This is a genomic window from Microcystis aeruginosa FD4 (assembly GCF_009792235.1).
GTDB classification, from domain to species: Bacteria; Cyanobacteriota; Cyanobacteriia; order Cyanobacteriales; family Microcystaceae; genus Microcystis; species Microcystis viridis.
Genome location: NZ_CP046973.1, coordinates 2,167,679 through 2,192,045, shown reverse-complemented (window position 1 = coordinate 2,192,045; position 24,367 = coordinate 2,167,679). Strand labels below are relative to the sequence as shown.

Annotated in this window: 17 protein-coding genes, 2 tRNA genes and 2 pseudogenes; 5 read left to right on the top strand and 16 right to left on the bottom strand. The window is 42.7% G+C overall.

Going from position 1 to position 24,367, the window contains the following annotated elements:
• Nucleotides 1-98: 98 nt before the first annotated feature.
• Nucleotides 99-2,300 (bottom strand): hybrid sensor histidine kinase/response regulator, encoded by a 2,202-nt coding sequence (locus GQR42_RS11140; RefSeq protein ID WP_158200037.1) that lies wholly within the window; start codon nucleotides 2,298-2,300, stop codon nucleotides 99-101.
• Between the two features lie 348 nt (nucleotides 2,301-2,648).
• Between GQR42_RS11140 and cobN the strand changes: the two genes are divergently transcribed.
• Nucleotides 2,649-6,290 carry a cobaltochelatase subunit CobN gene (gene cobN / locus GQR42_RS11135; protein WP_158200036.1) on the top strand — a complete coding sequence of 1,214 codons (3,642 nt, stop codon included), beginning with the start codon at nucleotides 2,649-2,651 and terminating at the stop codon, nucleotides 6,288-6,290.
• A gap of 43 nt (nucleotides 6,291-6,333) precedes the next feature.
• Here the strand turns inward: cobN and GQR42_RS28655 are convergent.
• The 15 genes and pseudogenes from GQR42_RS28655 to psbU all read right to left on the bottom strand — a co-directional run.
• A pseudogene (locus GQR42_RS28655) lies at nucleotides 6,334-6,489 on the bottom strand (type II toxin-antitoxin system VapC family toxin); the annotation flags it as partial.
• 248 nt (nucleotides 6,490-6,737) lie between these two features.
• Nucleotides 6,738-6,995, bottom strand: coding sequence for a hypothetical protein (locus tag GQR42_RS11125; RefSeq protein ID WP_052275983.1), 258 nt, complete (start codon nucleotides 6,993-6,995; stop codon nucleotides 6,738-6,740).
• A complete protein-coding gene (locus GQR42_RS11120) occupies nucleotides 6,976-7,251 on the bottom strand; it encodes a hypothetical protein (RefSeq protein ID WP_052275984.1) in 276 nt (91 codons plus the stop codon). Before GQR42_RS11120 ends, GQR42_RS11125 begins: the two co-directional genes overlap by 20 nt.
• Nucleotides 7,252-7,709: 458 nt before the next feature.
• A pseudogene (locus tag GQR42_RS11115) lies at nucleotides 7,710-8,708 on the bottom strand (AvaI/BsoBI family type II restriction endonuclease).
• Complete coding sequence (locus tag GQR42_RS11110; RefSeq protein ID WP_158200035.1) at nucleotides 8,681-10,093, bottom strand: DNA methyltransferase; 1,413 nt, start codon at nucleotides 10,091-10,093, stop codon at nucleotides 8,681-8,683. The pseudogene GQR42_RS11115 and the gene GQR42_RS11110 overlap by 28 nt, the downstream one beginning before the upstream one ends.
• A 130-nt stretch (nucleotides 10,094-10,223) precedes the next feature.
• On the bottom strand, nucleotides 10,224-11,306 hold the full coding sequence (locus GQR42_RS11105) for an ATP-dependent 6-phosphofructokinase (RefSeq protein ID WP_158200034.1): 1,083 nt from the start codon (nucleotides 11,304-11,306) through the stop codon (nucleotides 10,224-10,226).
• Between the two features lie 261 nt (nucleotides 11,307-11,567).
• A complete protein-coding gene (gltX, locus tag GQR42_RS11100; RefSeq protein ID WP_158200033.1) occupies nucleotides 11,568-13,010 on the bottom strand; it encodes a glutamate--tRNA ligase in 1,443 nt (480 codons plus the stop codon).
• 261 nt (nucleotides 13,011-13,271) lie between these two features.
• Entirely contained in the window at nucleotides 13,272-14,780 is a 1,509-nt protein-coding gene (locus tag GQR42_RS11095) for an IS5 family transposase (RefSeq protein WP_158200032.1), read from the bottom strand.
• Nucleotides 14,781-15,036: 256 nt separating this feature from the next.
• Nucleotides 15,037-16,473: an SAM-dependent methyltransferase gene (locus tag GQR42_RS11090; RefSeq protein WP_158200031.1), complete on the bottom strand. Its 1,437-nt coding sequence runs from the start codon at nucleotides 16,471-16,473 to the stop codon at nucleotides 15,037-15,039.
• A 2-nt stretch (nucleotides 16,474-16,475) separates the two neighbouring features.
• Nucleotides 16,476-16,727, bottom strand: coding sequence for a type II restriction endonuclease (locus tag GQR42_RS11085; protein WP_158200030.1), 252 nt, complete (start codon nucleotides 16,725-16,727; stop codon nucleotides 16,476-16,478).
• 3 nt (nucleotides 16,728-16,730) lie between these two features.
• Nucleotides 16,731-17,135 (bottom strand): type II restriction endonuclease, encoded by a 405-nt coding sequence (locus GQR42_RS11080; protein ID WP_158200029.1) that lies wholly within the window; start codon nucleotides 17,133-17,135, stop codon nucleotides 16,731-16,733.
• A 190-nt stretch (nucleotides 17,136-17,325) separates the two neighbouring features.
• Nucleotides 17,326-18,399, bottom strand: a complete 1,074-nt coding sequence (locus tag GQR42_RS11075) for a glycosyltransferase family 4 protein (protein ID WP_158200028.1) — start codon at nucleotides 18,397-18,399, stop codon at nucleotides 17,326-17,328.
• Nucleotides 18,396-19,490 (bottom strand): HEAT repeat domain-containing protein, encoded by a 1,095-nt coding sequence (locus GQR42_RS11070; protein ID WP_158200027.1) that lies wholly within the window; start codon nucleotides 19,488-19,490, stop codon nucleotides 18,396-18,398. Before GQR42_RS11070 ends, GQR42_RS11075 begins: the two co-directional genes overlap by 4 nt.
• A 209-nt stretch (nucleotides 19,491-19,699) precedes the next feature.
• Entirely contained in the window at nucleotides 19,700-21,367 is a 1,668-nt protein-coding gene (gene nadB / locus GQR42_RS11065) for an L-aspartate oxidase (RefSeq protein WP_158200026.1), read from the bottom strand.
• A 205-nt stretch (nucleotides 21,368-21,572) separates the two neighbouring features.
• The gene (gene psbU, locus GQR42_RS11060) at nucleotides 21,573-21,980 is read right to left on the bottom strand and encodes a photosystem II complex extrinsic protein PsbU (protein WP_158200025.1); all 408 of its coding nucleotides are present in this window, start codon (nucleotides 21,978-21,980) and stop codon (nucleotides 21,573-21,575) included.
• Between the two features lie 523 nt (nucleotides 21,981-22,503).
• Here psbU and GQR42_RS11055 point away from each other — a divergent pair.
• The 4 genes from GQR42_RS11055 (at nucleotide 22,504) to GQR42_RS11040 (ending at nucleotide 24,328) form a co-directional block, all read left to right on the top strand.
• Complete coding sequence (locus tag GQR42_RS11055; protein WP_002761158.1) at nucleotides 22,504-23,139, top strand: peroxiredoxin; 636 nt, start codon at nucleotides 22,504-22,506, stop codon at nucleotides 23,137-23,139.
• Between the two features lie 590 nt (nucleotides 23,140-23,729).
• A complete protein-coding gene (locus GQR42_RS11050) occupies nucleotides 23,730-24,026 on the top strand; it encodes a ferredoxin (protein WP_158200024.1) in 297 nt (98 codons plus the stop codon).
• A gap of 137 nt (nucleotides 24,027-24,163) precedes the next feature.
• Nucleotides 24,164-24,248, top strand: a tRNA-Tyr gene (locus tag GQR42_RS11045).
• A gap of 8 nt (nucleotides 24,249-24,256) precedes the next feature.
• Nucleotides 24,257-24,328 (top strand) — tRNA-Thr (locus tag GQR42_RS11040).
• Nucleotides 24,329-24,367 lie beyond the last annotated feature (39 nt).

Genomic DNA, 24,367 nt, shown 5'->3' with positions numbered 1-24,367 from the left:
TAAAAAATTGACCAGATGAAAATGGGTAAAACCCGACACCCCACACCCCACACCCCACACCCTACCCCCACCGAAAAACTTTTTGCCGCAAACCCTACTTATAAAGCGGTTAGATAGCGGATTTTTTCCAACAATAGGGAGGGTTGAATCGGTTTGAGGAGATAGTCGTCAATGCCATGACGACCGAGGAAATCAACGCTGATTTCGGGGGTATCATTCAAGATTAGCACTTTACTGGCTTGAGTTTGGCTGGATTTTTTTAAGAGATGACAGAGATGATATATATCGGGCATTTTCCGATCGACAATTATAATACTTGGCTGCACGATCTCAATTTTTTTGATAGCGGAGACACTATCGATTAACCAAATAACTTGATAATGTGCCACCATCAATAACTCACAAATAAGATTGGCAATTTCTTCGTCACTTTCAATTAAAACTACAGTGGGATGGTGGTGATTAAAATGGGGATTATGATCCGAGGGTTGGGGTTGAGATTTGGGGGGCTTTTGTTGAGGTAAACGGACGGTAAAGATGGAACCTTTATCTAAGCAAGATTCTACCTCGATCGTGCCGTGATGGAGTTCCACTAATTGTTTAGTTAAAGCCAATCCTAATCCCACACCACCATAACGACGTTTGCGAGAGCCATCCAATTGGGTAAATTTTTCAAACAGAAGCGGTATTTTTTGAGCAGGAATGCCGATGCCCGTGTCTTCTACCTGAAAAATGACCTGACTACCTTCTTTCCACAGTCTCAGCGTGACAGCACCCTGTTCGGGGGTAAATTTCAGGGCATTTTTTAACAAGTATAAAAGTATCTGCTGAACTCGATCATAATCGGCATAAAAATAATGCTCTTTTTCGGCGATTTTCATCTCTAAAATCAGATTAATTTCTTTATTTTTTGCCTCCATTTTGATAATCTCTAAAACATGATTACAGAGATATTTTAGCGAAAATTGTTTAATATCTAAAACGGCTTTTCCTGCCGAAACTTGCGAGAAATTAAGCAAGTCATTAATTAATTCTAATAGTTTATTGCCGTTATCCTGAATCACTTGTAGATAGTGTTTTTGTTTGTCGGGAGGTAAAAAATTACTGGCTGCCGAGCATTTTTGCAGGGTACTGGACAAACCAATAATACAAGTTAGGGGAGTTAATAACTCATGACTCATATTATTTAAAAATTCACTTTTGCAGAGGTTAGCTGCTTCTGCGGCCATTAAAGTATCTTGTAATTCTTGGGTTCTTTCTATTACCCGGCACTCAAAAATATCTTTTTGTTCCTGGACTTGGGAATATAATTGCGCTTGATAGATAGCGATGGCGAGATGTTCCCCAATCTGACCTAAAAATTTCTTTTCTTGCGGCAACCATCGGCGTTTTTGTTGACATTGATGGGCAATTAATAAACCCCACAATTCTTCTTGTACCACAATCGGGGCGATTAATTTTGATTGCACTTGGTGTTGTCGCAAAAATTCGGACAAACAGAAGGAAGAAGAATAGTTAACATCCACATCATCCACGGCCATAATTAATCCTTGACGATACTTTTCCTTGTATTGGGGAATATAGGAAAAACAATCGTCTTCGGGGGTTAAATTTAACACGGAATTTATCTGGTCGGAAATGCGCGACTCGGAAGTTATTTTTCCCTTTCCCTCACCGGTATCGGGGAAAAATTGATAAATTAACAATCGGTCCACTTGCAGAAATTCCCGCGCTTCCCTAACCACGGTTTCCAGAATCACCGGTAACTCCAGACTCTGACGAATTTGGGTGATGACTTGGTTTAATAATCTTTCCTGTTCGATTTGTTGGGATAGGGCAGCTTCTACTGGTTGACAAACGGAGAAGATGCGGGGACAACCCCCATCAGCAGACGGAGCAGAAATTATCGAGAGAATTTTGACTAAAATTTTATTTTGAAAACTGCTGACATTAATGGATAGAGGCAAATTTAAAATTTGATAACCCTGCTGAATTTTCGGGTGGTGGAGAGACTTGACGGCCAGTCCTTGCAGAAAATTTTTAATCGTGTTCGTTTCAAAACTAATGCGGACTTCGTACTGAAAATTATGCCCTTGGGGACTGGCTAACAATAAAGCTTGTAGGTCAGTGGAAAGCAAGAGTTGATAGATTTCCCCCGTCTGTGGGGGAATATCTCTTTCACTGAGACTAATCCTCGGCCCTGTCACCTGTATTGCCAACTGTCCCCACCAAGAACGAATTTGTTCGAGGTGAGTAGATGACAACACTTGAGAGCAAACATAAGCGGGAGAAGCGTTCATTTATCATTCATCAGTTATCAGTCATCAGTTATCAGTTATCAGAAGGCAGGAGATAGGGTGGTGGGGTGTTGGGGTTTTAGGGTGTTGGGGTTTTAGGGTTTTAGGGTTTTAGTTGAAATTCCCCCACTTCCCCACTTTCCCACTTCCCCAAACCCCAGTCATCATTAAGGGGACTGGGGTTGGGGTTTTAGTGAAGATTTTTCTTAATCCCTATCCCCTAATCCCTATTCCCTGTTCTTTAAATTGCCGCAGACAGATATAATCATCTCTATCTACCTAGGAATGATCCCTCGATCGAGACCCTGATTCTCAAAACCTAATCATTATTTAACCTGACTCTCAAAACTTATGCATCGTATTGCTCCCCAAGCGGGTGGTTGGACAGCAGATACCGAAGGGGTGATTATTATTGACCAAAATCCGGCCCCGATTGTCCTCCTCACTATGGCCGATACCGATATTCAAACTCTAGCGGCAGCTATCGACCATCTACCCGATAATTTTCCCGCAATTCGCGCCCTGAATTTATCGCAGTTACAGCAGCAATACAGTATCGATAACTATGGGGACAAGGTACTATCCCAAGCAAGAGTGATTATTCTGCGCTTATTGGGGGGACGGGGGAGTTGGTCCTACGGGTTGGAAGTAGTTAAGGAAATTGTCGAAGAAACCGGTGCGAGTTTATTTGTCCTCCCGGGAGAGGATAAACCGGATTTAGAGTTGATGAGTCATTCCACTGCTTCCCTAACTACTGTTAATCAGTTATGGTGCTATTTCACGGAAGCAGGGATAGATAACTGGATTAATGCTTGTAAATTTATCGCGCATACCTGTCTCCATCTCGACTATCTCCCTTTTCCTCCTGGGGTTGTCCCTAGGTTGGGAATCTATTCCCAGATAACCCTATCCCAACCCCAAGCAAGGACTTGGATACTTTTCTATCGTTCCCATTATCTCGCGGGTAACACCAAAGCTATCGATGCTTTAATCAGCGCTTTCACCCAAAGAAACATTGAAACTGTCCCCATCTTTCTCTCCTCTGTCCGGGAAATTGAAGTGCAAGAGGAACTATTAACCCTCTTTTCCCACCATCCCCCAGACCTAATTCTCGATACCACTAGCTTCTCTATCCAGCGACCAGAAGACAAACAAAATCATCACTTCTGGCAGTCCCTCAATAAACCCATCTTCCAAGTTATCCTCAGCAGCAGTAGTTTAGAAGCTTATCAACAGGGTTATCAAGGTCTTTCCCCCCGGGATGTGGCCATGAATATCGCTTTACCGGAAATGGATGGCAAAATTATCACCCGCGCTATTTCCTTTAAATCTGTCCTCACCCGACATCCGAAACTAGAAACGGAAATAGTTATCTATCAACCCCTCCCCCACCGGGTTGATTTTGTCGCTGATTTAACCGCAAACTATTGTCAACTCTCCTCCCTTCCCAACTCCCAGAAAAAAATTGCCCTCATTTTCCCCAACTATCCCAATAAGGATGGTCGTATCGCTAACGGAGTCGGTTTAGATACTCCCGCTAGTGGTCTGGAAATTCTTCGCGCATTACAAACCCAAGGTTATACTCTCACCGACCTCCCCGACCATAGCGATGAATTAATGCGATTGCTTATTTCCGGTATCACTAATGACCCGGAGACAAGGGAATTAAAACCTATCTATCAATCTCTCTCCCTGGCAGCATATCTAGATTATTTCTCCTCCCTTCCCCCCGATAATCAAAGCGCTCTGCTTGACCGTTGGGGACATCCAGACAGGGATTTTCCTATCCCCGGCATCCAGTTAGGTAATGTCTTTATCGGTATTCAACCTTCTCGCGGTTATGACCTTGACCCGACTCTTAATTATCATTCCCCCGACCTGGAACCTACCCACAGCTATCTCGCTTTTTACCATTGGTTACGACAGGAATTCCAAGTCACTGCTGTGATTAATCTCGGTAAACACGGCAATTTAGAATGGCTGCCCGGGAAAAGTCTCGCTCTTTCTCCCCATTGTTATCCCGAAATTGCTTTCTCGTCGCTGCCGAATTTTTATCCGTTTATTGTCAATGACCCCGGAGAAGGTTCCAACGCTAAAAGACGTTCCCAAGCTGTTATCATCGACCATCTCACTCCCCCAATGACGCGAGCGGAATTGTATGGGGATTGGGAAAAGTTAGAGTCCCTCATCGATGAATATTATCAGGCAGAATCTCTTGATCCTTCTCGTTTAGCTCTGATTCGCAAGCGGATTAACGATCTGGTGGCGAAAACTAATCTCGATCGAGAGCTAGGCACGATCTCGCGTAGCGAGCGCGTTGCGACCAGCGCTTCCTTTGGTCAATTTCTTACCCTCGTGGATGGTTATCTCTGTGAACTCAAGGAAGCACAAATCCGCGACGGTTTACATATCTTCGGTCAATGTCCCCAGGGTCAGCAGTTAATTGATTTAATCCAATCGATCGCTCGTTCTCCTAGTCCCGACCGCCCCGGTTTAACCCGTTCGATCGCCCTTGACCTCCATCTCGACTGCGACCCCCTGACGGAATATAACGATACTACTACCTATCTGGAAAGTCTCGCTCAGGATTTAATTAGCCAGAAAATTGAACCTCTAGGCGAAAATACGGCAAAAGAATTGGTTTGGCTAGAAAATCAGTTAATTCCTGCTTTAAAACAAACCCCCGATGAACTTACCTATCTCTTAAAAGGTCTCGCTGGCCAATACGTCCCCAGTGGTGCTTCCGGCGCTCCTACCCGCGGCCGTCCCGATGTTCTCCCCACTGGCAGAAATTTCTATTCTGTCGATACCCGCGCAATCCCCACAGAAACCGCGTGGGAAGTGGGAAGAAAGGCCGCAGAGGCACTAATTGAACGTTATACCCAAGAAAATGGCGAATATCCCCGCACTTTGGCGATTTCTATCTGGGGAACTGCGACGATGAGAAATAGTGGCGAAGATGTGGCCGAAGTCATGGCTTTGCTGGGAATTCGTCCCCTTTGGGATGGTTTTTTCCGTCGGGTGGTCGGGTTTGAAATCCTTACCCCGTCTAGCTTAGGCCGTCCTCGAATTGATGTGACCGTTCGGGTATCGGGCTTTTTTAGGGACAGTTTCCCCAGCATACTACATCTTCTTAATTCTTGCATAAATGCGGTAGCTTGTCAAGAGGAAGAGGAAAAAATTAATCCTTTAGCGGCGAAAGTGAAGACAGAGAAAGAGTTTTGGCTAAGTCAGGGCTTAGGAGAAAAAGAGGCGAAACTGAGAGCTACTGCCAGAATCTTTGGCTGCAAACCGGGTGCTTATGGGGCCGGTTTACAGGGGTTAATCGAGTCACAAAACTGGCAAAATGATCAAGACTTAGCTAATGCTTATATTAACTGGAGTTGTTATGCAATTGATAGTCAAGGAACTGCCCATTCTTTACCGGAAGTATTGAGAAATAGACTGGAAGAATTAGAGATAGTGCTGCACAATCAGGACAATCGAGAACACGATATTTTCGACTCCGATGACTACTATCAATTTCAAGGCGGCTTAACTGCCAGTGTCCGGTCCTTAACCGGCAAAAATCCCGTCACCTATTTTGGTGATCATTCCCGTCCAGAAAATCCCCGCATCAGAAGTCTAGAGGAAGAAATTCGCCGCGTTTACCGTTCGCGAGTAGTGAACCCCAAATGGATAGCGGGAGTGATGCGACACGGCTATAAAGGCGCTTTCGAGATGGCTGCGACCGTAGATTATATTTTTGCCTACTCTGCCACTACTCACCTAGTGGAGGATTTTATTTATCAGGGAGTAGCCGCAGCTTATTTATTTGACGAGAAGGTACAACAATTTATTCAGGAGAAAAACCCCTGGGCATTGCGAGATATGGCCGAAAGATTATTAGAGGCTCAACAACGGGGATTATGGACGCAGGTAGACCAGAAAACTTTAGATCGATTGAGGGCAATTGTCCATGAGGCCGAAGGAGCGATCGAATCGGGTCAGTAATTAATAACTTGATTAAATACCTTAAGAATCGAGGGCGATTGCACTATAGCAAAATGACAAAACCTTCCTGAGTAAAATGTTGATCATGGGTCAATATCTCGATAATTTCCAGTTCTCGCATCGTCTGCATAGAGATACAATCAATGAGACTATATTCTTTGTCAGGACGATTTTGGTAAAGAGTTAGACCCGCTAAAAATGATTCATGAGCTTGAAAGAATTTCCTTCTGCTATATATCCTTTAATTTCAGGACTGTAAGCAGAATATCTTCCTTCTCTCTTTTCTATTTCAATACTGACTTTTGATTTCATCGCTCACCTGTTTAAATTAAATGAATATCTTAACTCAATTGTAATTTGTAGGAATGGAGATTCGCCAACTGTGTGAATCGCCAGTCGAGAAATGTAAATATTTATTAAATTGTAGCGTAGGATACTTTGACCCCACTAAACAGTATTGGCTATTCTGCTAGATTGAATTGCACGGAGTTTTTCAACGCAAACCATCTTGATCCAATCCTGACGATTCATGTTCTGCAATTGACACTCTACATCTATGCTTCCTAGTAATTCCGGGGGAAAATCAAGATTAATTTGTTGCTTAACCTGAAAATTACCTGTGAAATGCTCAGAGACATCTTTCCCTAGATGTGCTTGTTGAGCAATTTCCTCAATATCTTTAATTTCAGTTGACTGTTTCCTCATAGCTTTTGCGCTCCTGTTTAGTTGATTTCCAAGCGGTGACAACCCAAATGTAATCACCGACTTCATCGACTCTGTATTCTACAATGAATGTTGTTAACGTTCCGCCCGCAAAGCCAACAATCCGATATTGTTCTGGCTGCTCAGAGCGTTGGTCTTCGATGTAAGGTTTGTAAAGCAGATCGTTTAACCGAGTGAAGTCAATGTCACGTTCTGTTAAAACTCGCTGTCGTTTGGCTTCATCCCATTGAATACGCATGAGATACCCGAAATCAATGGAGAAAAATTGTTTTCACCCACTCTATGCTAACCTATCGCTCCCGAAGGGGAGGGACTAAGGGGAGAAGAATGTAAAGATTTATTAAATTGTAGCTTTTGGTGCAACAGGGGGGAGGAGTGTGTATATTCTGCGAAGTTTATCTTATAGTCCTTTCAGATAAGTCTGATACACTCTAGACCAGTTAGACTCTTATGGACTCTGGCATTGATATTCTCAATCTTAATTGAAATTACTATAGCAATTCCCATAGTTGTGAGGTGCAGAGTCTTAGGTTTTGAGGAGTTAGGAGTCATGAGTTAAGATTTTAGTGTACCTCATGAGATTGGTAAACGCTATATATTGTAATTTTATTCCATAACGCAGGTTAATTACAGCAGTTATCTTAATGGTGAAATAACTTCTTTATTTGAGGTGTAGTTTTCTAGATGTTAACTAGGTTAAAGATGGCATAGCCAACGGATAATTGAAACCAGTGGATTATCATTGGTTAAGTTAGCGGCATTGGTGAGTTTTTGCGTCTCTAATTGCTGATAAATTTCCCTAGCCATTTTTGGTTCAATAGCAGCGCCGATAAAAAAAGTATAAGGATGCTTAGAGATTTTTCTAAAAGCATCATCAATTCTCTGCAAAGCAGTACGAGCAGTTTTCCAATGTTCATCTGCTCCTGCGGGATCAATACCACCTTTCAATTCTCCCAAAGCAATGTATAAATCAGGAGATTGTAAGGTTTGTTTTTTGATTTTTTGATTAGCTAATTGCGTCGAATCACATTTTAAAAGGCACAAATCAATATTGTTGTTATTAACAAGGGGAACATTGACATTATAAATTATTGTTCTTGGTTGGCTGTTATTTAACCAGCTAACACCTCTAACCAAGATTTCTAGATTAGGTGTCATTTCTTCAGCTGCTCTCCATTGATTATTACTAGAATTGAGCCAATCATAAGCAATCCCTGCTACTCTTAAAGTTGCTAATAGAGAACGAGTAAATTTACTTTGAGCTAAGGAGCCACCTGCGTTTCTCATGATTCCTCCTAAAGTGTCACCCCGAATCAATAGAAATCTATAGACTAACTCCTCAACAAAATTAGTCCCCGCAGGTTCCAGAAAATTGACAATTAATTCTTGAATTGCTTCTACCTTGTCTTGGGGATGTAAATAATTTTTAGCTTTATCAGAAATTCCCGATGCAGTTAATAAAGCCGCTTGAATATCTGGGATGTTTAGCAAATCTCTAGCATTGTTTACAGTTTGGGCAATAATTTTTAAGGTTCTTGCTTCTGCAATTAAAGGAGTAGCTCTCTGATTTTTTTCTCAGGCTAGAGTAATAAATCCTGAACGGATAGCTTCATAGGTAGTATCCAAATCACAACTTTGGTTTAAATGCAAGAGATAGGGTTTTTCCATTAAGGCTTTCTCCACACATAAATACATTTTCTTAAAGATTCTCTACCATGACATCCCATTTGCTGACTACTATTACCTTTTCCATTAGGAACTACTAAAATATTTTCTACTTTAAATCCAATTTCTTCAGCAATTTTTGACAAAATTAAATCTACAGAAATACTAGCTCCCGCATAACGAACGTTATCATTAATCATACAGAAAATACCAGAGGATTTCATAACCCGAAAGCATTCATAAATTAGACAAGACATTTCCAGAAAATACCCCCTGATCATCCGAGGAATACCATGGTTATTTAAGGCCTTGCTTGATTTTAATTCCTCTAAATAATCCAGGACACTTTCTAATAATTTTTGACGATCAGTTATGGCAATGGCTGGCGACCATTGTTCATTTATTTTTAGTAACTCTTTGGGTTTATTTTCAACAGTGCAACTAAGCATTTGTTGACGTAATTGTTTTAATTGTAGTTGATCTATTCCCAATAGAGCCAATTCCAAAGCGTAGATACGAGTATAATCATAGCGATTACAATAAGGAGGAGAAGTAATAATAGAATCGTATTTTTCTGAGGAAATCTCTGGCAAAATCTCAAGACAAGAACCTTGATATAGTTGAATTTTTCCCTGAGGATAATCTCTAGAAAAAAGTTCCAATTGTTGCTGACTAGGCTCTAAATCTGCGAGAATTTCTCTTAACTTGCTATGGAGGGCAATTTTAAAGTCTAAAATTTCCCCTTTGTCAAATATATTTTTGCCCTGTTGTCTCCCAGAACGATAATCCCAACGCAGGTATTGACCATCTTTTCTAGTATAGCTAATTGATTCGAGAATAGAAAGTAAGGCAAATTTTAAGATCCCTTGCACTCGCTCATTCTCTTGGGCAATCAACCCTAAGTAACTTTCTATACAAGCCTGATTTTCTTGGGGATATGCTCCTTGAGTAATTGGTAATTCTAATAACTTAACTTTGTCATCTCCCTGTTGCCAAAGGCTATGGTTAGACCAATACTCTAGACGATATATATCATCACTATTTAAGCCATTCTCTAAAATTTGTCTAGTAATAATTAATTCCTGTCCAATCGGCAATAGTTCTATTCCATCTGCTGATAAACCCCTGGCCGCCGCCGCAAATAAAGTTGTTCCGCTGCCGGCGAAAGGGTCTAGTATTTTTCCTTGTTTGATACCATATTTTTCTAGAAGATAAACTATCAGATCAACGGAAAAACCCTCTTTATATTTATACCAGCGATAAACCGGTTGATTTTTATTACCTTGAAAACTCACTAGGGTACGAGATAATTGCTCAGAATCAAGTAATTTGTTTTGAAAATAATTAAATAATTCTCGATCGAGATTGTTGATTTCTAACAATCTTTCTGCTACATTAACTGAACTATTAATCATTTAGGTTTACTGGCGAAATTGCCGAAAAATAATTATCAGAGTTTATCTTTATTTGACTTGTAATTTTAATCAGTGGGGAAAGGGCGATACTTAAGGATTAATTCTCGCACCGATTCCCCTAGATTTAATCTCAATCCCCTAGACAAATACCCAAACCCCTGGCGGTTTTGACTAAAGTTTCTTCGGGATCGACGACGCGATAGGTTTTAATCGCCTCCTCAATGGGAACACTGACCACTTGCCGATTTTGCCAGGCCACCATGCGATCGAATTCCCTCCTGGCGATCAGATCCACGGCCGCCACGCCAAAAGCCGCCCCCAGTAAGCGATCCATCGGAGAAGGAATGCCCCCCCGTTGAATGTGGCCCAGGAAAGTCACTCTCGTTTCGGCCCCGGTTTCCCTGGCAACTTCTTCGGCTAAATAGCGACCGATACCCCCGAGACGATCTTCTCCTAGGGATTCCTTTTGCACTAGGCGATCGCCAGTTTCCGTCCGCACAGCCTCGGAGACAATAATCAGAGAAAACTGTTTATCCATACGCTGCCGTTGCCGGATCTTCTCGCAGATCTTCTCTAATCGGTAGGGAATTTCGGGAATGAGAATGATATCGGCCCCCCCCGCAATACCGGCAGCCAGGGCAATATGGCCGGCATCTCTACCCATAACTTCTAGGATCATCACCCGGTTATGACTAGCGGCGGTAAAATGGAGGCGATCGAGGGCTTCTGTGGCGATATTAGTAGCTGTATCGAAGCCGATGGAGACTTCTGTCGCTCCCACATCATTATCGATGGTTTTGGGGATACCAATCAGATTAATGCCTCCCTGTTGGGCAATACGGCGCAAAATCGCCAGACTACCATCGCCACCGATGCCGATCAGGGCATCCAGTCCCAGACTATGATAGCCGTCGATGATGTCCTGAGAGCGATCGATCAGGGTTCCATCGGGCATCGGGAAAGCGAAGGGATCCCCCTTATTGGTAGTACCGAGAATTGTTCCTCCCATCACCAACAGGCGATCGACTCCTTCAATATCAAAGATCGTGGTTTTGGGGGGACGGCTAATTAATCCGTTAGTTGCTTCTCGAATACCCACCACTTCCCAGCCATAATTGCCAGTGGCATGGTGGACAACGGCACGAATGGCGGCATTTAAACCCGCACAGTCGCCACCACTGGTGAGAAGTCCAATGCGTTTTTTTTCACCCATAGCTTTTTGTCAGGAGATTAACAAATCTATATTTAGGGAAAAGTTGCGGATAATGCCTAAAAATTAAGAAAGTTTCTAGATCGTCCCTGACAGTTAGGGGAAAAAAACGAAAAATTCACCCCCGTCCCCTCAGTAATCGATCACGAGCAGGGTGTGCAGGGCGACACGGATTCCCATTATACTAGAAATTATATAGCAATTCTAGGGAATTTGTCAACCCTAATGTACGAGAAATTTTCTGATAACTGATAGCCGATCAATTTAACTATTTACTGCTTGCTGAAGACGGGATATATCCCAACCTTTTTGATTGAGAAGTAGCCAAGACTGCATTAAATCTGGACCGTGTAACTCCCCCATCAAAGCGGCGCGCAGAGACTTCATCACCAGACCTTTTTTAACCCGATGGGCTTTAGTTGTTGTTTCCACAATTCCCTTAGCAACTTCTCCAGTCAAATCGGGAGTAATAGCGGCGAGAATATCCTTGATAATATCCTTAACTCCCTCTAATTGTAATTGACTTAGAGCTTCCTGATTATAATTAGCCACAGGGGTTAAAAGTAAGCGACTTTCGGCGACAGCATCGCTTAAACGAGTTAAACTCGGACCGATGAGAGTAGCCAAACCGATCAACCAAGCTCGATCGGTTTCAGCAGCAAAATTATACCCTGCTTCTTGCCAGTAGGGAAGGAGTAAAGGCACTAATTCCTCACCGGTTAAGCGATGGAGATATTGACTATTAATCCAATCCAATTTAGTCCAGTCAAATTTTGCCCCTGCTTTATTTACCCGTTCTAAACTAAACACTTCAGCGGCCGTTTCAAGGGTAAAAATTTCTTCAGTGGAATCGGGAGGAGTCCAACCGAGGAGAGTCATGTAATTAACCAAAGCTTGCGGCAGAAAACCCAGTTTTCGGAAATCATCGATCGAAGTGACTCCATCCCGTTTAGATAACTTACGACCCTCCTGATTTAAGATCAAAGGAGTGTGGGCAAACTCCGGCACTTTTGCCCCCAAAGCTTCGTATAAAAGAATTTGTTTAGCCGTATTAGCGATGTGATCTTCCCCACGAATAACATGGGTAATTTCCATATCGATATCATCAACAACTACCGCTAAATTATAGAGAGGCTGACCAAAGTTTTCCTCCGCATTTTCCGAGGTACGAGCGATCACCATATCCCCCCCTAAATCACTACCTTTCCAGATGACTTTTTCCCGGATTAAATCCTGCCAAATAATTTCTCGATCATCGTCAATAATAAAACGAATTACTGCTTTTCTCCCCGCTTGCTCGAATTGAGCTTGTTGTTCGGGGGTGAGATAACGATGACGATTATCGTAACGGGGGGCAAGATTGCGGGCTTTTTGTTCTTCCCGCATTTTTTCCAATTCTTCCGGGGTACAATAACAACGATAGGCTAAACCTCGATCGAGCAGGGTTTGAATGGCTTGACGATAATAATTAAGGCGTTGAGTTTGAAAAAAAGGACCTTCATCCCAATTCAGTCCTAACCATTGTAGGCCCGCTTGAATATTTTCGGTATATTCTGGTCGAGAACGTTCTAAATCTGTATCTTCCACGCGCAAGATAAATTTCCCCCGGTGATGACGGGCAAAAAGCCAGTTAAATACGGCTGTACGCGCTGTTCCAATGTGTAAATTTCCCGTGGGACTGGGGGCAATACGAACTCTAACTGTCACGGTCTAACTCCTAGGTTTTTTGCAGCAACGATATCCCATGTTATTGCAAATTCACCTAGGCAAACTCGCGAAATTAAGAAAATTATCCAGCCGGCAAACTGACATTGACATCTCCCCGCTCTCAAGAGACCGGGATTCTAATCGGTGAGATCGAGCTAGGTTGAAACCGCGCTTCTACTCGATTACGATCTATTTTAGAAAGCCTAAGTAGGGTTTGCGGCAAAAAGTTATTGAAAAGTACAGGTCTCTTAATCAATGATTTCACTTAGCTACAAGCATAAGCTTTAGTTGTTGATTAATCTCTAAGTTATAACTTCTTGTAAGTATTGACCGAGAAAAAGTGCTGTTTTTCCATTTCAGACATAAAAAAGCCCAAAAAACCTGCCGAAGCAGGGTGGAAAGATTGATAACTAAAAAAGTAATAGCAATGGCTGTTTCCGATGTTGAGGGAAGTTTTGCCATCACGCGATTGAGGTTAAATATTCTTTTTGCTTGACCAAATTTCCCTTCAATAGCATTAAGAATTCTTTCATCTTCAAGAGCTTGTTTTTTCTTTTCTTTACTAATATTTGCTGGCGGTCTTCCTAAAGGAGGTCCACTCATTCTAATACCTCTTTCTCGACAATAGGCTCGATTCTCCCGTGTCCGATAAATTTTGTCTACATGAACTGATTCAGGATAAAAGCCCGTATAACGCTTAAATTCTGCTATTTGTTCTTTCAAGTCCCCAGATTCATTGAAGTTATCCCAACTTAGATGGTCTAAAAATACATAGCCATTGTAACAGCTTGCTGACAGTTTAGCCAGCAATTCCACTGGTTTTCCCGCTTTTCCTCTGACAATAGGACGTACATGAGGTTGGGTTAAACTGACGATTCTGTTCTCAATACTCTGTTTTTTATTTGACCACATCCATAACTGTTGGCGGTAAACTTCTGCGACAACTAGCAGCATTTTATACTGCCTTTTACTCAGCCAAGAAAGCGAGGCTCCGACCGCCATTAACTGCTCAATATGAGCTAAGTTTCTTTTGATATATTGGAGTTGTTTTTTAATAGCTTTTCTCCGTTGTTTTTGAGATGGACTGCGTCTTTTAGCCACTTCTAAGTAAGCTTTTCTGGCTTGTTCTCGGTAAGTTTTCGGTTTTTTTGGGAATTTGTCTTTGATGGGTTCGTAGAGGGAGTCGATAATTTCTTCGGTTTGTTCTCTGGCTTGATTTAATATTCCTAAGTCATTGGGATACCTAATGTCAGCCGGCGCACAGGTGGCATCTAAAATTAATTTTCCTTGATTTTTCGGCTCACTTTCTTCTTCTCCCTTTTCTTCTTTTTCGGGCTTTTTTTCTCCCCGGTGAAAGCTGGTTAATCCTCCCTGGTTGATGACCATTTTTTTGTTGACTTGGTTGACTAAATTAGACCCGATTCTTTCTCGAAAATAGACTAACATTGAGGCTTCAAAGGGAGCTTCATTGCTGTAAGCCGATAGCCCTAAAAAGTATTGTAGATAAGGGTTCTCTCTAATTTGTTCGACGGTTTCCCTATCACTTGTTCCCAACTTCTCTTTAATGATTAATGCTCCTAATGCCATCCGAAAGGTTTTGGCTGGTGCACCCATTTCTTCTGAGAAGTTTTGGGCATATTCTTCTTCAAATTCTGACCAAGGAATTAGATTGGCCATGATAACCCAACGATTGTCTGGGGATAATTTCCCCTCCGAGGGAAACTCGAAGTTTTCTGGTGAGGTTGGGGGTAGCTCGACTCTGCGGTACATTGGTACTAGCCAAGGAAAGTGCAAGGGTTTGAAGCGATTAAGCGCAGATTCAGGGGCACCTGAGCGACTCTCAATTCAGCTAAAAGCCTTTTCCTGTAAGGTTTTTAGCTTTATTCAGCAGACCCTAATTAGTCTTTAATAGCCAGAATAACCAGATTTAGTATTATTGACTTATTGACTCCTGTGTGTGATGAAAACCCGATCATAAAATATCTCCTAGTATGGGTGATTAACACGGCTAAAATTCAGGCTTATATTATAACACCTTCTCGGCTAAAACCGACAAATTTAAACTATTTAAAATACGGGTTTTTATTGGTCGTTTTTCATCCCAAAATATCAAGGAAGAATAAAATTCCCTGCCTAGGGAAGAATTGAGAAGCTGTAAGGTTTTTTGAGCGGTATCTAGATCATCGAAGCTTAAGAAGTAAACAGTATCATCGAAAATGACGGGTAGATTTTGATAGGGTAATATCAGGTTAAAATTTAGTTTTTTGTAAAGTCCAGAAATGGCAATCTTAAAAGGAGAGAAGCTGTAAGAACCCACACCAAATATACAAAAGTCTGGCTGATTTTGATAAATTTTGCTCTTTCTACCCAGAAAATAGTTTTTATGATTAACTAAATATTGCCAAGTTTTTGGTGCTAGATGCCGTATATTTTCTGTAGATTCACCGATAAACTTCTGAGTTACCAAAATGTATTTATTGATAACCTTTAGGCGATTTTGTGCCACATCTGAACCTTTCAGGAGAGGATAAAGATAGGTGGTTTCAAGATTAACGACTTCCTTTAAACCATTGACAAAAATTCCATTAACTAACTGTAATTCCATGATTTTTGAGCAATCATGTTTAATTCCTGAACGCCATTTTTCTTGAGGATGCCGATGATATAAATATTCTAATCTAGTAAAAGCATTTAAGTCTCTGATTAGGATATTATTTTGATAACCAATGCGCTGAAATTCCCCTTCCTCAAAACTATTGAAAACATCACAAAAATAATTTTCTGAATGAGAATCAAATTGACAAAATAGAAGACAAGCATCTACATTTGCTTGAAAATATTTTTGAGTATTGATCGGATAAATTGCCGAGTAAACTAGATGAATTTTGTGAGTATAGATATAGTTTAAAATTTTTCTAGATACAGCTGTCTTACAGATAATTGCCAGATAAGCTGAACGTCGATCGAGACATTCAATGAGCTTAATTAACATCCACTCTGAAATATCAAAATTACTTTTTCCCGTGATTGCATCTAAACCCTGATAGCCTTGAAAGTTGCTTTTTTGAGGTAAATTTTTTCCGTTAATAAGTCCTTGTTTTGAGTTGGTTATCCAAGGTAGATTCCCCAGGAATAAAATATTTTCTGACCATGATTGAGTCAGGGAATACCAGTCACAATCAAAAAAATTCTTCTGTTCAACTTGTATTCTTTGATCTTGGGATATTTGCGGATCTTGATTAATCTGAGTGATATAATCAGGATTAATTTCAAAGCCAAGAATTTTTTCAGTTTCTTTAAATGTAAGTGATGCTGCTTTTAAAAAGTTACCTATACCACAAGTTGGCTCAATAATAACATCGGGTTTAACATGAATTTGCCATAATTTTTGACAAATCTTTTCGGTTAACTCTGGGGGAGTTTGAAAGTCTCCATATTCAATTTTAACCTGAGAAGCTTGCATTACTAATTCTCTCTATAAATGGCTATTAATCCTTCTTCTTGACCAGCAAGATCGATTACCCTAGTATATTGTAATCTCCATTGTAACGCGTTAGAAATAGTTAGAAAACCTTGCCCCGGGGGATGAACAAGAATTTCATCAGCTATATTGGCCGCTTCCATTTCATCAACAGGTAAGTTTTTATCTAATATAAAAGCAATTAAATCATCTTTGTTTCCCTGATTGTTTAAGATGTTACGAATACCACGAGTCATCGGTCAATCGCCTGTTCTTTCGGCACTGACAAAAATTGTCCTGATAATTTTTAAACTGGCAGTACGATTTAGGCTATCATCTAACTTTTGATAAACAAAAATAATTAAGGAATATCCCAAGCCAAAAATTTTTTGTCTTGCGGATTTAAAAGGACAAGATGATTGAGGTTGTTTCATGCTTGTTACTTTGATATCTACTAACAAATCAGGAAAATCAATCCCACTAGCTGAATTACCGTCAAGAAAATTATATTTTTCTTTTAGATATAGTTTAAACTTTTGTTCTAAGTAGGTTCCGATCGCTTTACCATCTGTAACACCGTAGAGTGAAGATTCTTGATGTTGAGATTCCAAAGCTGAGAAGACAGCTGCCTCGTTACATAACAATTCTTGGGTCAATCTTGCCATAGATCATACAGGGTTTAAAATCAACTCTAGCAGAAAAGTTGATCTAAGTAACTAAGCAAAATTAATATCGAGTCTGTTTTGACTTTGTGTTCTTTGTGCCTCTGTGGTTTATCCCTAACCCTTCTGGGATAACCCGATAGAAAATTGTCTGCTAGGCTAGATTTAACCGGACTAAACCAAGAGAGCCTATTTATTTTTGACTGCAAGCAAAAATTTCTTCAAACCAATTAATAGCTCGATTTGCTAAAGCTTCTAGGGAATATTTTTGCTCGACTACTGCACGACAAGAATATCGATCGATCCGGTCTAAATTTTTAATTCCTGTAACTAATCCCTCGATACTATCGGGTTCAACTAAAAAACCGGTTTTTCCATCTTCAATAATTTCTACTGGACCACCACGACGATAGGCAACCACGGGAACACCACAGGCTAAAGCTTCAATAGCCACGTTCCCAAAAGCCTCAACCCAGCGCGGGGTCATCAACAGGCCAAAACAGTCGCCTAGCTCTTTTTGTAGGCTCTCGGTGGGCAAAAACCCGCGATAATCCACTAAATCGAAACTATAGGTATCCTGTAAATTTTGCCAGTAGAGAGGATCGGAAATATGACCGAAAACCCGTAAAGGTACACCCAACCGTTGACAAGCAGCGATCGCATCCTCTAAAGCTTTTTCCGGGGCAATCCGTCCCACCCAGGCTAGACAGGGGGAGGAATCGGCCCGAAACTGATACAAAGATACGTCTAAACCATTAGCCAAACAGCGATAGGGGGGAGAGAGGGAGAAAGTTTCTGCTTGGGCGAGGGTGTGAAAAGCGAGTAAATGGGGAAAACTGCGGTAGGTTTTTTGAATAACATGATCCATCGCCAAAGAAACGGAAGCCATGCTGACTAAATGGGCGACGGGAGTGGCAAAAAAAGGAGTGAGATAAAAAGGGAGCCAATCGTAGGCAAAATTAATAATTAAATCGTACTGACGTTGTACTTGTTGGGTGTAGTGCCACATATTGGCCAAAACGGCATTTTCGGGCATTAAAATCGGGGCTTGCCGGCCCTGACTTTGGGCGGAAATCTGGGCATTTCCTGCTATAGTGATTAAGGGAATATCCTGCAACTGCGAGGCTTCTGGAGCCACTACCCGCACCGGATAGCCTTGCCTGGTCAGAGTGCGAGCGAGATTATAAAGAGTTAATTCTACGCCACCGCCGCCCCCCGAACCCAAAAATCCCACGGGGGTGGAGATAAATAACAGTTTTCGACTCAATTTTGCACCTCTGTGGGTGTGGTTTCAGTGAAGGAAGTATCCTGTACGTCATCATCTTCCGGTTCACCAGTGGTTTCTAGGGGAGCAATATCTAAACGGGGCGGTAATTGCAGATTTAACTGTCTGATTGCCCAGCGTGCTGTTTCTTGCACTTCTTCATCGGAATCATCGAGGGCATGACAAATTAATTGACTGATCTGAGACATGATATCGTAGAGTCTGGTTAAATCCCGGATAGCATTTTTCCGCACTTGGGGATTTTTATCCTGGAGAGAGATAGCCAAAGCTTGGTTCATCGGTCGCAGGGAGCGGGTACAGATTTGAGCGAGGGCTTCTAGGGTTAAACTGCGTTCGTAGGAATCCCCATCCACCATACTGTCGACTAAAGGCTGCATTGCCCTAGAATCGGACATCTGTGCCAGCTTCCAAACCGCCCGTCTGCGGGTGCGGGGATCGTCATCGCGGAGACTTTCAATCAAACTCAGGATTAAGTCTGCGTTTGGGATACGGGAGGTAGCTTGTACGGGCAAAGAAGGCTCGAAATCCTCCTCCCAATTGTCATTAATGTCACTGCCAGCTTTGGTGTCGGCATCGAAGGAATTGTCATTGCCCCTAGAAAAGTTGTCGAGCGGGTTTTTAGGATTGGCGTAAGTTGTCTTTTTGGGCCGTTTTGAGGCTTTGCCCTTGGGACGGTATTGAAAGAAAAGCGATAGTAAAGCTGCTAATAAAGCGATCGATAACAGGGCCGAGCCAGCAATTAATGGTACTGGTGAAGTCTCATTTTCGGCGGCGGCGTTGGCAGGCGTGGAGGTTTGACCTAGATACTTCTGGATATTAGCGATCGCATTTTGGGCGTAGGTATCGTTCGGACGTTGTGCCAGAGCCTGTTGAAATTTTTCCAGGGCGAGTTGGTAATTTCTTTGGGCTGTGGCTTCGTAACCAGCTTTCATCAACTGATCGTAAGTGGCCACAGTCTGGGGTTGCTCTAACCTAGGGGGAGTTTGAGCGTTAGCCGTGGGTAAAGTCTGGAAATTATGACCCCAACTGCTCACACCGATAGCTAACAAAAATAGGAAATTGGGTTTGATCATAGAATTAATGTAACTGTTTAGGGGGGGGGGTAAAAGTTATAATAGCCTAAAAGCCATAAATGAAAAGCACTGAACTCCAGAGATGGGTCATAGACCGCAATGATTGGGAAAAGCCCTCGGTGAGCGTGGGGCGAATAGTACGGCTCCTAGGAGCGAGGATAGAGTCCACTGTTTAGAGCTTAGGGATTATCTGTGAAAAACTAGCTTAATTAAGCTTGCACAGGCGTTTTGCGCCATGTTCGACCTTGAATAGTCGTGTGTACTTGCCAATTAGCTACGGTTTCTGGATAATCGCCCCGATAGTGACCGCCTCGGCTTTCTGCTCGTAATAAGGCACTTTCCAGAATTAAGTCAGCGATATCTAGAAGATTTAATGTCTCGATCGCTATTCTTATTTCTAACTGCACCGAGGGACACAAAAATAATTGTTCTTTGTCGGGGAGAAGATTCTGGAGAAATTGGCCCATCTTTAAGGATTCTAACTGTTGTTTCCACTGCTGCACCCGTAGGATAGCAATTTCTAACTCATTTTGAAATCGGCAAATTCCCGCATTTTCCCACATTAAAATCGGTAATTCTCTCCGTACTTTTTGCCAGTCTTCCTGTTCTTGCTGCCAGTTTTCCGCAATTTCTAAGGGTTTTTCTGGTCTTTCCCCACGAAAGTTTTCTGGCTCTAGACCTATTGCAACTAAATTTGCCGCAAAGACAATACATTCCAAGAGAGAATTACTGGCTAAACGATTGGCTCCATGAACACCTGTACTAGCGGCTTCGCCGATCGCATACAAACCGGATAGAGAAGTGCGGGCGTTTAAATCGGTGGCCACTCCTCCCATCCAATAGTGAGCGGCGGGGGCGACCGGAATCACATCCTCAAGCACATTAATGCCCCATTTTTGACAGATGCGGATAATATTGGGGAAACGATAACGCAGACGCTCCGGTTCGATCGGTCTTAAATCTAGATATACTTTGGCATGGGCGGGATCGTGGGAGGTTTTTTGCAAATGGCTAAAAATCGCCCGACTCACCACATCCCGGGGGGCCAATTCTCCGGCCGGATGGTAATCGAAGGCAAAACGCCGCCCCCGGGCATCAATTAAATGCGCTCCTTCGCCGCGCACCGCTTCACTAATTAAAAACCGCGGCGCCCCCGGCACAGTCAAGGCGGTGGGGTGAAACTGAAAAAATTCCGGGTCGCGAATCACTGCCCCAGCACGCCAAGCCAGGGCGACTCCATCCCCCGTGCTAACGGCGGGATTAGTGGTTTGGGCGTAGACTTGACCGCCGCCTCCCGTAGCCAGAATGACTGCTTGCGCTCGCAGCCAACAGAGATGATCTTGATGGAGTAGACAAATACCTTGACAGCGTTGCCCTTCTAGGTCAAGCCAGAGTTTCAGCGCGATCGCTTGGGGAATAATGGTAATATTGGGGCGCTCGACTACTTTTTCCATCAGGGTACTGACGATCGCTCTCCCCGTGCGATCAGCCGCGTGTAGCACCCGGGCCTGGGAATGGGCGGCCTCAAGAGTGCGGGCTAAGTCGTCTCCAGAGCGATCAAAACTAACCCCCAACCGCAGCAAATCAGCGATCGCTTGGGGGGCTTTCTCGACTAAAAACTGCACGGCAGAGCGCTCGCATAAGCCCGCTCCGGCTTTCAGGGTATCTTCTAAATGGAAAACGGGGGAATCCTCAGGGGACGTGGCTGCCGCAATCCCTCCCTGCGCCCAATCACTAGCCCCAGTTTTTAAATCTTCTTTGGTAATTAAACCCACCTTTAAGTTAGGGGGTAAACACAGCGCGGCATACAATCCCGCCGCTCCCGATCCCACCACTAAAACATCTTGATAACTCGGCAGTTGCGAGGAAACGACCATGTAGTAGTTAATTGATAAATTCTATTTATTCTAGCATTTCATTTCTCTATAGCTCTGGCCAAAATCCCCAGTCTTTCCTTAGATCAGCATGGCAGATTCTTTCTTTTGCCTCTTGCCTGTCGCCTCTTGCCTTCAGAAGCTGATCACTAAAAAAGGTGAGCGATCGCTCACCTAGGAATTTTTTTAAAACCGTAATTAACTGGATTTAGTAAACTCCGGGGTTAAAACGGTCATCACCCTCGATAAATTCTTTAGAAGGCTCAGTAACAGTGAATTTCTCCAGATTGGCCTGTAAACGCTCTTTTTGAGTGGCCGAGAGTCCGGGGATATTGAGGACATCTTCCACTTCTTGGTAGGGGGCGTTTTTGATGATTTTACCGGCTAAATTGGGATAGAACCCTCTCAAGTCCCGGAAATCGCGAATATCACTGTTATTAAGGTCGATTTTTGCCCCAAATTCTGTGGTTAGTTTGGCATCGGCCGCATTTAAGACCGCCACGGGAAGAGAAGGAGAGGCGATCGAGGTGAGGTTGAGAGCTTGAGCGGGAACTTTGCCCCAAAAACTCCCGATAATCAAGGCAATTACCGCCAGCAGACGAACAAGATTCTTCATTGCAGTTGTGGTCTCCTAAAACCAAGGCAAATTAACGATCAGGACAAGAAATTAAGCCGTCAGCTTTCCGACTAGGCATAGGGTGGGGAATTGGGATTTGCCACCGCAGCCTAGCTATTAGCTGAACGCTGATAGCTAGTTAAAAAAGTTATATCATGCCATTAGACCAGATCTTAACCTAGTTTGCCGCCCTAGGGGAAGGGTTTTGGGTATTGGGGGATGGGGTTTTAGGGTTTTGCGGTTTTGGGGTTTGATCACAAAGAACAAGTTGGTTAGGACAATCTAAATCGCTAAAACCCTTTTCTGGCAAGGATTTTCCTGATGCCTGCTGCCATCTGGCTGCTGCTACAGTTGAATTTCCCTATTTCCCTATTCCCCTATCTCCCCACTTCCCCCATTTCCTCATTCCCCTATCCCCTAATGCAATTATTACAAATCCCTAAAATTATCAATGACGAACAGCACTCCTATGGCATCATAAACTGTTGCTTGTCTTGAAATATATAATAAGGAAGACACAATTATGGCTCTCCAATTGGGTGATATCGTTCCAGATTTTACACAAGATTCTAGTGAAGGTCCGATTTCTTTTCACCAGTGGGTAGGAGATAGCTGGGTGGTGCTGTTCTCGCACCCGGCTGATTACACCCCCGTTTGTACCACGGAATTAGGTACGGTGGCTAGTCTTAAGTCAGAATTTGAGCGACGTAATGTTAAAGTTATCGCTTTGAGTGTGGATAGTGCCGAATCCCATCGGGGTTGGATTAATGACATCAACGAAACTCAAAACACTACCGTTAACTATCCGATTATCGCCGATGGCGATCGCAAAGTGTCCGATCTCTACGGCATGATTCACCCCAATTCCCTCAATAATCTCACGGTACGCTCGGTGTTTATCATCGATCCCAACAAAAAATTACGTTTAACTATTACCTATCCTGCCAGCACGGGACGCAATTTTAACGAGATCCTGCGCGTAATCGACTCCCTGCAGCTCACCGATAACTATCAAGTGGCTACCCCGGCTAACTGGACCGACGGCGGCGATTGTGTGGTGGTTCCCTCTATTCCCACTGAAGAAGCTCGCAGCAAATTCCCCAAAGGAGTTGAAGAAATCAAACCCTATCTACGCATGACTCCCCAACCTAATAAGTAATTACTGATTCCTAATCGGTGAACCATATCCTAGAAAACTGACAATCCGAAAACCATAAAATCGTCAGGGAGGGTTAGCCATCCGTTATAACGGGTGGTAGCCCTAGCAACAGGGGATTTATCTCCCTTTATCATTTATCAGTTTGATTGTCAATATATTTTTTCATAGTTTCCCTAGATGTGTTAGCGGCAGTAGTCCCGAAAAGCAATTTCTTGGCTGGGTTAAAGACAATTCATTGACATCTATCTTAACTATAAGTTAAATTAATATTTGACAAAAATCGGCTTAAGACTAAAAAAACAATGAACATTATGGCTCCAAATGCTTAGTAGTGGTTAGTTTAGCTAGATTGTAGATCGATGAAATTATCTAGAGATCGAGCAAGGAGCGTCAAGAATTCTGGGTTACATCTATAAGTAAATTTTATTTTAAGTTTATTTAAGACTGTCATTACTAATGCAAGGCTGAGTCAGGGAGATTTTCCCGTAGTATCAAAAATGAAACTCGCTCGAATCGTTCACTTTGACGACGGGCGAGAGGCAATTGTAGAGACTGCCGCTTTCACTAGCATTCAATAAGAGGAACAACCGATGGCAACTTATAAAGTCACCCTGAAAACCCCCGATGGCGAGCATATAATTGATGTTCCCGATGATGAGTACATTCTCGATGTAGCTGAAGAGGCAGGACTGGACTTACCTTATTCCTGCCGCGCGGGAGCTTGCTCCAACTGTGCCGGTAAACTTGTGTCCGGTAGCGTTGATCAATCCGATCAATCCTTCTTAGATGACGATAAAATTGAAGCTGGTTTTATCCTCACCTGTGTCTCCTATCCTACCTCGGACTGTGTGATCGTCACCCACCAAGAAGAAGAAGCTTTGTCCTAATCTCTCTCAAGATTGTCAGAAAACTCCCGTTCAAGCCCTGGCTTGAACGGGAGTTATTTTATGGCTCAAAAATTTTTTTCCTTAAACACTTGTCTGTTTTAGCTAAGGGTGCTATGATTGATAATCGTGGAATTAATGGGTCGGTGCCCGAGTGGTTAATGGGGGCGGACTGTAAATCCGTTGGCTACGCCTACGCTGGTTCGAATCCGGCCCGGCCCACCACGATCAATGCCCGTGTAGCTCAGTGGTAGAGCACACCCTTGGTAAGGGTGAGGTCATGAGTTCAATCCTCATCACGGGCTTAGAACAAAACTCCCTCACTGAGCGGGTTTTCACCTTAT

What these genes read in the sequence shown, in the direction of transcription:
- GQR42_RS11140 (WP_158200037.1), bottom strand. Translation starts at nt 2,300, where the DNA reads ATGAACGCTTCTCCCGCTTATGTTTGCTCTCAAGTGTTGTCATCTACT.
- cobN (WP_158200036.1), top strand. Translation starts at nt 2,649, where the DNA reads ATGCATCGTATTGCTCCCCAAGCGGGTGGTTGGACAGCAGATACCGAA.
- GQR42_RS11125 (WP_052275983.1), bottom strand. Translation starts at nt 6,995, where the DNA reads ATGAGGAAACAGTCAACTGAAATTAAAGATATTGAGGAAATTGCTCAA.
- GQR42_RS11120 (WP_052275984.1), bottom strand. Translation starts at nt 7,251, where the DNA reads ATGCGTATTCAATGGGATGAAGCCAAACGACAGCGAGTTTTAACAGAA.
- GQR42_RS11110 (WP_158200035.1), bottom strand. Translation starts at nt 10,093, where the DNA reads ATGATTAATAGTTCAGTTAATGTAGCAGAAAGATTGTTAGAAATCAAC.
- GQR42_RS11105 (WP_158200034.1), bottom strand. Translation starts at nt 11,306, where the DNA reads ATGGGTGAAAAAAAACGCATTGGACTTCTCACCAGTGGTGGCGACTGT.
- GQR42_RS11095 (WP_158200032.1), bottom strand. Translation starts at nt 14,780, where the DNA reads ATGTACCGCAGAGTCGAGCTACCCCCAACCTCACCAGAAAACTTCGAG.
- GQR42_RS11090 (WP_158200031.1), bottom strand. Translation starts at nt 16,473, where the DNA reads ATGCAAGCTTCTCAGGTTAAAATTGAATATGGAGACTTTCAAACTCCC.
- GQR42_RS11085 (WP_158200030.1), bottom strand. Translation starts at nt 16,727, where the DNA reads ATGACTCGTGGTATTCGTAACATCTTAAACAATCAGGGAAACAAAGAT.
- GQR42_RS11080 (WP_158200029.1), bottom strand. Translation starts at nt 17,135, where the DNA reads ATGGCAAGATTGACCCAAGAATTGTTATGTAACGAGGCAGCTGTCTTC.
- GQR42_RS11070 (WP_158200027.1), bottom strand. Translation starts at nt 19,490, where the DNA reads ATGATCAAACCCAATTTCCTATTTTTGTTAGCTATCGGTGTGAGCAGT.
- nadB (WP_158200026.1), bottom strand. Translation starts at nt 21,367, where the DNA reads ATGGTCGTTTCCTCGCAACTGCCGAGTTATCAAGATGTTTTAGTGGTG.
- psbU (WP_158200025.1), bottom strand. Translation starts at nt 21,980, where the DNA reads ATGAAGAATCTTGTTCGTCTGCTGGCGGTAATTGCCTTGATTATCGGG.
- GQR42_RS11055 (WP_002761158.1), top strand. Translation starts at nt 22,504, where the DNA reads ATGGCTCTCCAATTGGGTGATATCGTTCCAGATTTTACACAAGATTCT.
- GQR42_RS11050 (WP_158200024.1), top strand. Translation starts at nt 23,730, where the DNA reads ATGGCAACTTATAAAGTCACCCTGAAAACCCCCGATGGCGAGCATATA.